The organism is Arthrobacter sp. H14 (genome assembly GCF_000520495.1).
In the GTDB taxonomy this organism is placed as follows: Bacteria; Actinomycetota; Actinomycetes; order Actinomycetales; family Micrococcaceae; genus Arthrobacter_C.
The window spans coordinates 14675-22337 of record NZ_KI914678.1 but is presented as its reverse complement, the minus strand read 5'-3'; the positions used below and the strand labels follow the sequence as shown (position 1 = coordinate 22337).

The 7663-nt window shown below is 60.5% G+C and carries 11 protein-coding genes and 1 tRNA gene; 7 read left to right on the top strand and 5 right to left on the bottom strand.

The window, feature by feature from the left end; genetic code table 11:
• From Y707_RS27155 to Y707_RS0117500, 4 genes are all read left to right on the top strand, one after another.
• Positions 1-649 (top strand): 3-oxoacyl-ACP reductase (locus tag Y707_RS27155; RefSeq protein ID WP_081744969.1); only part of this gene is annotated, 649 nt, incomplete at its 5' end.
• Between the two features lie 14 nt (positions 650-663).
• The gene (locus tag Y707_RS27150; protein ID WP_442853310.1) at positions 664-1773 is read left to right on the top strand and encodes an NtaA/DmoA family FMN-dependent monooxygenase; all 1110 of its coding nucleotides are present in this window, start codon (positions 664-666) and stop codon (positions 1771-1773) included.
• Positions 1757-1999 (top strand): hypothetical protein, encoded by a 243-nt coding sequence (locus tag Y707_RS33550; protein WP_442853309.1) that lies wholly within the window; start codon positions 1757-1759, stop codon positions 1997-1999. Before Y707_RS27150 ends, Y707_RS33550 begins: the two co-directional genes overlap by 17 nt.
• Positions 2000-2101: 102 nt before the next feature.
• Positions 2102-2830: an Abi family protein gene (locus Y707_RS0117500; RefSeq protein ID WP_026536035.1), complete on the top strand. Its 729-nt coding sequence runs from the start codon at positions 2102-2104 to the stop codon at positions 2828-2830.
• Positions 2831-3085: 255 nt separating this feature from the next.
• On the opposite strand, the gene Y707_RS0117495 is transcribed toward Y707_RS0117500, so the two are convergent.
• The 3 genes from Y707_RS0117495 to Y707_RS0117485 form a co-directional block, all read right to left on the bottom strand.
• On the bottom strand, positions 3086-3331 hold the full coding sequence (locus Y707_RS0117495; RefSeq protein WP_026536034.1) for a hypothetical protein: 246 nt from the start codon (positions 3329-3331) through the stop codon (positions 3086-3088).
• Positions 3332-3382: 51 nt separating this feature from the next.
• A complete protein-coding gene (locus tag Y707_RS30905) occupies positions 3383-3523 on the bottom strand; it encodes a hypothetical protein (protein ID WP_155853113.1) in 141 nt (46 codons plus the stop codon).
• A 179-nt stretch (positions 3524-3702) separates the two neighbouring features.
• Positions 3703-3776, bottom strand: a tRNA-Met gene (locus Y707_RS0117485).
• Positions 3777-4525: 749 nt separating this feature from the next.
• Here Y707_RS0117485 and Y707_RS0117480 point away from each other — a divergent pair.
• Positions 4526-4975, top strand: a complete 450-nt coding sequence (locus Y707_RS0117480) for an RrF2 family transcriptional regulator (RefSeq protein ID WP_026536033.1) — start codon at positions 4526-4528, stop codon at positions 4973-4975.
• Positions 4976-5080: 105 nt separating this feature from the next.
• The gene (locus tag Y707_RS0117475) at positions 5081-6253 is read left to right on the top strand and encodes a globin domain-containing protein (protein WP_026536032.1); all 1173 of its coding nucleotides are present in this window, start codon (positions 5081-5083) and stop codon (positions 6251-6253) included.
• Between the two features lie 49 nt (positions 6254-6302).
• Here Y707_RS0117475 and Y707_RS30900 read toward each other — a convergent pair whose 3' ends face one another.
• Positions 6303-6440 carry a hypothetical protein gene (locus tag Y707_RS30900; protein ID WP_155853111.1) on the bottom strand — a complete coding sequence of 46 codons (138 nt, stop codon included), beginning with the start codon at positions 6438-6440 and terminating at the stop codon, positions 6303-6305.
• Positions 6441-6564: 124 nt separating this feature from the next.
• Positions 6565-6873, bottom strand: a complete 309-nt coding sequence (locus Y707_RS0117465) for a hypothetical protein (RefSeq protein ID WP_026536031.1) — start codon at positions 6871-6873, stop codon at positions 6565-6567.
• A gap of 587 nt (positions 6874-7460) precedes the next feature.
• On the opposite strand from Y707_RS0117465, the gene Y707_RS31690 reads away from it, so the two are divergent.
• A partial coding sequence (locus Y707_RS31690; RefSeq protein ID WP_026536030.1) for a ParB family protein occupies positions 7461-7663 on the top strand: 203 nt, incomplete at its 3' end.

The window sequence follows — 7663 nt, the reverse complement described above, 5'->3', positions numbered from 1 at the left end:
TGCGGCGGCCGCCGAAGAACTGGCCGGCCAGTACGGCCCCGGGCAGGCCGTCGCCCTGGCCGCCGATGTCACCGATGCGGGACAGGTAGCGGAAATGCTGAGCAGAGCTGAATCTCATTTTGGTTCTCCGGTCACTACGGTGATCAATAATGCGTTGGCCGACTTTTCCTTCAACGGCGATGCCCGCGCCAAAGCCGAAGACATCACCTGGGAACAGTTCGATGCGCAGTTCTCCGGCAGTGTCCGCGGCGCGCTCAACACGGTCCAGCAGGCCCTGCCCGGCATGCGGGGCCAGAGGTTTGGACGGATCATCAATATCGGCACGAATCTGTTCCAGAACCCGGTGGTTCCGTACCACGATTACACCGCGGCGAAGGCTGCGCTGCTGTCCTTGACGCGTACTTTGGCCAAAGATCTGGGCCAGCACAATATCGCGGTCAATATGGTCTCCGGTGGCCTGCTCCGCACCACCGACGCCAGCGCCGGCACACCCGAGGAGGTCTTCGAGTACATTGCCGCCTCCACCCCGTTGGGTAAGGTCACCACCCCGGCCGAATTCGCCGACGCCATCCTGTTTTTCGCCTCGCCATGGGGGAGGTCGGTGACCGGTCAAAATTTGGTGGTCGACGGCGGATTGGTGATGGATTAGAGGCGGGCCCGGCTATGTCAGAGCAACGACAGCTGCATTTGAATGCTTTCCTGATGGGCGCCGGCCACCATGGTGCCGCGTGGCGGCGGCCGCAATCACCGTTGAAACAGCTGGGGGATATCGGGTTCTATGAGCGGCTCGCGCAGACTGCCGAACGTGGCTTGTTCGATGCGGTGTTCTTCGCCGATGGGCAGGCCGTGGGGGACCCGGGCGCCGGTCCCCGCTGGTTTCTTGAGCCGTTAACCGCACTGGCGGCGATAGCCCGGGCCACCAGCAGGATCGGGCTGATCAGCACCGTCTCTGCGACTTTTTACACTCCCTTCCATGCGGCCCGGATGCTGGCCTCACTGGATCACATCAGTTCCGGGCGTATCGGATGGAATGTGGTCACTTCAATGTTCGACGCGGAGGCCCGAAACCACGGGCTGGATGCGATACCGGCCCATGAGCAGCGGTACGCCCGGGCGCAGGAATTTATCGAGGTGGCATTACGGTTGTGGGATTCCTGGGATGATGAGGCCCTGGTCCTGGACCGGGCCGGCGTCTACGCCGACCCGGCGAGGATCAACCCGCTGCACCATGTCGGGGAGCACTTTCAGGTTCAGGGGCCGTTGACCGTACCCCGGACGCCGCAGGGACGCCCCGTGCTCTTCCAGGCCGGGGCCTCCGGTCCGGGCCGGGACCTGGCAGCCCGGTATGCGGAAGGGATCTATGCGGTCGCCTATGACCTTCCCAGCGCTCAGAGCTACTACAAGGATATGAAGGCCCGTATCGCGGCAGAAGGCCGCCGGCCCGAAGATGTATCCATCATGCCCGGGCTGGTGCCCTACGTCGGTTCCACCGAGGCCGAGGCGTTAGCCAAACAAGCCGAAGTGGACGCGCTGCTGCCCATCGAGCAGTCCCTGTCTCAGCTGGGCACGTTCGTGCAGCAGGACTGCAGCAACTGGGAACTGGGAACTGGACGCACCTGTACCAAGGCTGGCTCCGGTGGAACAGTTCAGCGGACCCAAGGGCCGCTATGCCACCATCTCGCGCATCATCGAGACCGAACAGCCCACCGTCCGGCAGCTGTTGGGCCGGCTCGCGGCCGGAGGCGGGCACTGCACCATGGTAGGCACCCCTGAACACATTGCAGATGACATTGAACTCTGGTTCCGCTCCGGCGGTGCGGACGGATTCAACCTGATGGCTCCAATGCTGCCCGATTCCCTCGATGATTTCGTCGACCAAGTCATCCCGGTGCTCCAGCGACGCGGACTATTCCGGAAGCGCTACACCGCCGACACTCTGCGCGGGCATCTGGGACTGGGGCGGCCAGCTGCCCGAGGTGGTGTTGACCGGGCGGGATAGCGCACCCTATTAGCGGCTGAGGGCCCCGCAGCTCCTGGCCACGGGACCCTCAGTAATCCATAACAGGGGACCTGCCCCTGTCTTCATCTACAGTTTACTCCCATGGGCAAAGCTGAACAACCAAGCATCGAATCCGTACTGCTGCGGCGTCTCAGCCCACCGCGGTTGACGCCCTACCTTGAAGCTGGCGGAAATCTTCAAAATGCCGTCCATCTATACAGGTGGAACATCGACCTTTCCGGCGCGGTATACGAAGCTCTTCACATTTTTGAAGTCGTTCTCCGCAACGCGATCGATGAGCAGCTCTGCCTTTGGAATGCAGCCCAGCCCGATCCCCGCGCAGGGAGACTGCACTCTTCGGACTGGTTACTTGATCCCTCTGCGCTACTGGAGCGACTTGCCGGACGGGACATTCCCGAGGCCAAGGCGCGGGCGTCAAAGTCCACACGGAGAAGACCGCAGGATCAACGACAACCGCACCACGCCGACATACTTGCGGCCATGTCGCTCGGTACGTGGCGGTTTATACTTCCAAGCCGCCACGATGCCGGAAAGCAACGCCTGTGGGAGGACGCGGTACGCCATGCTTTCCCTCATTTGACCCGTTCCGCCCGTGATCTGGAGCGTGCCGTCGATGGGGTATACCGGTTACGCAACCGGGTTGCCCACCTTGAACCGCTCATCAACAGTCGGATCGAAGCTCAATTGGTCAATATGCGCACCGTCATCGGCGCCATCGACCAGGACATGCTCTCCTGGTTTGCATCCGTCGAGAGGATCGGAAACGTCCTCAAACAGCGTCCTCAAGGAAGTTTCAATCAACCGTCCTAAGACCGAAGACTAAAAAGAGCGGGCTACGACCGCCGCCCCGCCGGACCGGAGGTCCAGGCGAAAGTTCCGTCTTCCGCACCTGACATATGCGCCCGATATCGGTGGAATATCAAACCATTCACCATTGAAGCTTGCGGTATCAGGCATGCCACTTATGGACTTATTGATCTCATTCGCAAGACGTCTGATTGCAGTCATCACGCCATGCTCAGCTGCGAAGCTACACACATACTCAGCACGCGGCGTATGCTTTTTCTACAGCTGATATCCGCGGGCCGTGATGTGGGCTGTGCTGGTGGGAAGGGACCGGGAATTCACCGGATCGAGCGGGTCGTGGAACAAACCAAGGACTGCTGGTTCAGGGGCGGTACTACCGGATTCTGGTGGCACCGCTGCCTGGGTGTGCCCGGTGCCGGCGAAGACGACATTTTCCAATGCGTCGATTTTTGAGGACTTGGGGTTGTGCTGCACGGTGTTGCTTCTTTCGTTGGTGTTCTTCATACCCGCCCGTTGCGCGGGTTTGGAAAGTAAATATTGGGGCGGCGACCCGGGTCAACGGATGCGGATGCCGTAGGCCTGCTGAATGTCGAGGAGGTCAGCGTCGTCCGCCGGGATGGGACTGGAGGACTTCACGGTGGTTGGTTCAGCATCTACATACTCGAGCCGAAAGTCCTTCATGACGGTGCTCGCCATTCGGCTTGGAGCTTTCGACTGAGAATGGCCAGCGCACGCGCCGTCATCGGCTGTCCTTAAATGCCGGACGCGGTACGGTTGCGTGCGGAGCCATGACCCTGATCGTCTCTCGCCTTGCACGAGAACTGGTTAAGGCCCAACCACCTACTAACTAAGTTCTTAGTAGGTGGCCCTTCTTGTTGCGGGGACAGGATTTGAACCTGTGACCTCTGGGTTATGAGCCCAGCGAGCTACCGAACTGCTCCACCCCGCGGCGCATGGAAAACGCTACCGTCTGCGGAATGAATACGCTAATCATGGGCGACCCTTCCTCCCTGGGGTGCCCCTATCTGGTTCGTCAAGCTATTCTGCGGGCCCCGCGGGCTTTGGCCGCGGGACCCTCGGTAATCCGTAGCAGGATCCACCTGCACAGGCCGGAGTCCTGTAGGCGAGGGCCGCGGTTTGTCCGTTTGCGGGGATACCGACGTTGGTATCCCGGCCCCGTGGGGCGGGGTTGTCAGCGTGGCCGGATTATTGTCGAGCGGGTGTTTGTTCCGCACCGCCCTGGCGAGTTGTGCCGTTTCCGTCGGTCACAGCTACGCAAGCTCCGCCAGCAGGCAAAAAACAACGGGGGAGAGGGGCCACTGCTGGTCACCGATGGTCCCGAAACCCCAGCTGCGAGAAGGAGCAAACCATGAGCAAGGCACTGACTGTATTTGTTGATTCCGATTCGGTACGGCCATACACTGTCCGCACCGAATCGCCGGACGCATGGTACCAACGCTATATGCGTCATCATCGGTAATTATGCCGCGGAGAACGGAAATACCTTCGATTCAGATTTCTTTTCCAGACCGCGATGGAGGTCCCTCGGGTAGTTCGACTGCGGCGACATTTCGGTCCGGCCCCGAGCGACTCATGGCCCACACGTTGCCCGCCTTGTGCCCCGGAGGATGCTCCCCGGTCACTGCAACTCCAGTACGCAGAGAAGGTCGTGGCCGGATAGCAAGATATTCTTGGTTTGTGAGGATCAACGCTTTTTCCGACGTTTGCCTGCGCGCGCTGATGTTGCTGGTAGCGGCGCCGGAAGGATCTTTGCTGACTTCAAAGGCAATAGCCGACGCCGCCGGGACACCCTACAACCACGTGAGTAAGGCTGTTATCCGTCTGCGTGGACTCGGCTTGGTCGACGTGAGTCGGGGCAGGGCAGGGGGTGCCTCGATCAGCGACTTTGGACGCCGCGCCACCGTGGGGTGGCTTTTGCGCCAACTCGACGGCCGCATGGACCTAGCGGACTGTGAAACCCCGCAGGGCAGCTGCCCGCTGAACCACCAGTGCGGCCTGCGGGCAGCTCTGCGGCGCGCCCGGGAGGCCTTCTATGCGGAACTGGACGAGGTGGTCATTGGAGATCTGCCCAACGGGGAGCAAATGGGCCCGGTCTTCGTGACGTTAGCCACCCGTGGGCCTGCCTAAACCGCGCCATTCCGGCAGGTTTTCTACAATTCGTAGAAGAACGGTCTAAAACCCGTATATCGAATGCTAGTTTTGGATGGTCAGGCTTTCTAGCTAGGAGAAATTATGCTCTCTGAAAAATCCCTCCCCATCATCGAAGCCACTCTTCCGATTGTCGGTGAGCGTATGCCGGGCATCGCCAAGGATTTTTACCGGCGCCTGTTCGAGGCGCATCCGGAGCTGTTGGACGGGCTGTTCAGCCGGTCCAATCAGAAGAACGGTTCCCAGCAGCAGGCCCTTGCCGGTGCCGTTGCCGGTTTCGCCGCGCATCTGGTGAAGAACCCGGATACCTACCCCGAGGCTATGCTGTCCCGACTTGCCAATAAGCATGCCTCCCTCGGCATTTCCCCTGAGCAATACGATGTTGTGTACAAGTATCTTTTTGAAGCCATCGCGGACAAGCTCAGTGATGTCATTACCGAGGATATCGCTGGCGCCTGGTCGGAGGTCTACTGGTTGATGGCACACGCGCTGATCAAGTTGGAAAGGGGCCTCTACGGCACCCAGACCAACAATTCTCCGTGGAACTTCTGGACCGTCATCAAGAAGGAAGCTGCCGGCGAGACGGCCATGACCTTCACCCTCGAACCGGCCGATGACACCCCCGTTTCCGTGGCTTTAGCAGGCCAGTACGTCAGCGTCCGGGTGCAGATACCGGACGGGCTGCACCAGATTCGCCAGTACTCCCTCTGCGCCGACATCAGCTCCCGTCGCCGGGTCTTCACCACAAAAATCGACGATAACGGCGAGGTTTCCCCCGTCCTCCACCACATCACCGAAGTCGGCGACGTCATTGAGCTCTCCAATCCTTACGGAGACATCACCCTCTCCCCCGACGTCACCACACCGCTGATCCTTGCCACCGCCGGGATCGGCTGCACACCCTCGGCATCCATCCTGCGCTCCCTGGTTGACCAGGGTTCCCGCCGCGAGGTCCTCGTCCTGCACGCTGAAAACACCATGGAACAATGGGCCCTGCAGAAGCAGATGCGCCAGGATATTGAAACACTCGACGGCGCGAACCTCGAACTCTGGCTCAAAGACCCGGCCGTGGACGCCCACACCGGTTACATGTCCCTGCAGGGAATCGACATTGCGGCAGAGACATCTGTTTTCCTCTGCGGCCCACTGCCCTTCATGAAGAAAATCCGTTCCGAAGCCCTGGGAGCCGGAATACCAGCCGAGCGTATCCACTACGAAGTCTTTGGACCCGATCTCTGGATGGCGGCCGCCAATTAAACGCCCCAGGACATCTTGGCTGTTGCCGGAAACACTAGTTCCATCGGCGTCAGAGGGTGAGTAGTTGGCGCATGACGTAGGGCAGGATGCCGCCATGCATGTAATACGCTTCTTCGGGCGGGGTGTCGATCCGCAGCGTCGTGGTGATTTCCTGAACCTGGCCGTCAGCCTCGATGCGGACAGTCACTTCACAACGCAACGGCCTCGCCTCGCGCAGAGGCCGAATAGCGCTGCAAGTCACAATGCAGGACTTTTGATCGCGGTTTATTCCTGAAAATATGTTGCAATGACCGCCAGAATCCGCCGATCCTCTATCGGTCGTTCAGCCGGCGCGCTCGAGCCGGACCATGATCAGGAAAGTCTTCTGCAACCCCTCCGGGTTCGTAGAACCGCTTCACAAACTCCCGCACTTCCTCCGCCAGTTCGGCGCGGGTCATGGAAACCTCAGAGCCTGAAGTGTCATCACCAGAATCAGCAACTAACCGACTGGCAGTGAAGCCGTAAGTTCCATCAGCTGGCCCGTTCAGCCATGCGAAGTCGTAGCTGAGCGACCCACCAGGTTGCGTCCTCTCGCTGATACGAAACAGCTCGTCATTAACACTGACCTCGAAGGACTCCATTCGCTGAGTGTAAATCGTGGGCCCTCTGCCCTCCGTTGAACGAGCACGACAACCCTTCCCCGTGCGCTATGTGATCCCTGAGGCAGCGCTCACCTAAACCGGGTGGCAGAACCCGTCTCACCACATCCTTGCGATGAGCCTGTTCCCCTAGCCACCCCTGCGAAAGGGTCGTTCTCACGAAGGCCTCAAAACACCACTGCACAACCGACCTGGCGTGTCTGGCCCGGGCGGCTGCGAGGGTATCGGTATTCATGACTGTTGGGCGGCCGCCGGTGCGGCCACTACCTGGCCCAACTCCAAGCGTGGGGATACACCCTCAGCGACGTCGAGCGCATCATCATCGATCACGGAAATACAGAAACACAGAATCCTGTAAACGCGCAAGAGCAGTAACCGCTGGTGGTGTCCCGGCCAAGACGGCCGGGACACCATACCGGCCGTCCGTGTATCTGGGTGCGGTTACCCCAAGAGGACGACATCCGGGCGGCGGGACTGCTTCTCGAAGCCCGGTCCCCTGACAAACACGGGCGGTTCGACCAAGAGGACTGGCGGGCCGCGTTGGACGAGGTACACCGGAAACAACGCAGATGAGTAAGCACAAACCGGCCTCGTTCACTCCCTATTTCACCCAGCAGGACACCGAGCAGGTACGGGCGGCATACCTCGCCGCAGGCCAGGCCGAAGGCTACGCTTCCATCACTGATCTGATCGAAGCGGCCGTGCTGCGGGAAGTGCGCCGCCTCCAACGCAAACACAACGGCCGGCGGCCATGGGAGCCGGTAGCGGCCGG

Coding starts and splice junctions, on each gene's coding strand:
- Y707_RS27150 (WP_442853310.1), top strand. CDS start 664: ATGTCAGAGCAACGACAGCTGCATTTGAATGCTTTCCTGATGGGCGCC.
- Y707_RS33550 (WP_442853309.1), top strand. CDS start 1,757: ATGGTAGGCACCCCTGAACACATTGCAGATGACATTGAACTCTGGTTC.
- Y707_RS0117500 (WP_026536035.1), top strand. CDS start 2,102: ATGGGCAAAGCTGAACAACCAAGCATCGAATCCGTACTGCTGCGGCGT.
- Y707_RS0117495 (WP_026536034.1), bottom strand. CDS start 3,331: ATGAAGAACACCAACGAAAGAAGCAACACCGTGCAGCACAACCCCAAG.
- Y707_RS30905 (WP_155853113.1), bottom strand. CDS start 3,523: ATGGCGAGCACCGTCATGAAGGACTTTCGGCTCGAGTATGTAGATGCT.
- Y707_RS0117475 (WP_026536032.1), top strand. CDS start 5,081: ATGCTCTCTGAAAAATCCCTCCCCATCATCGAAGCCACTCTTCCGATT.
- Y707_RS0117465 (WP_026536031.1), bottom strand. CDS start 6,873: ATGGAGTCCTTCGAGGTCAGTGTTAATGACGAGCTGTTTCGTATCAGC.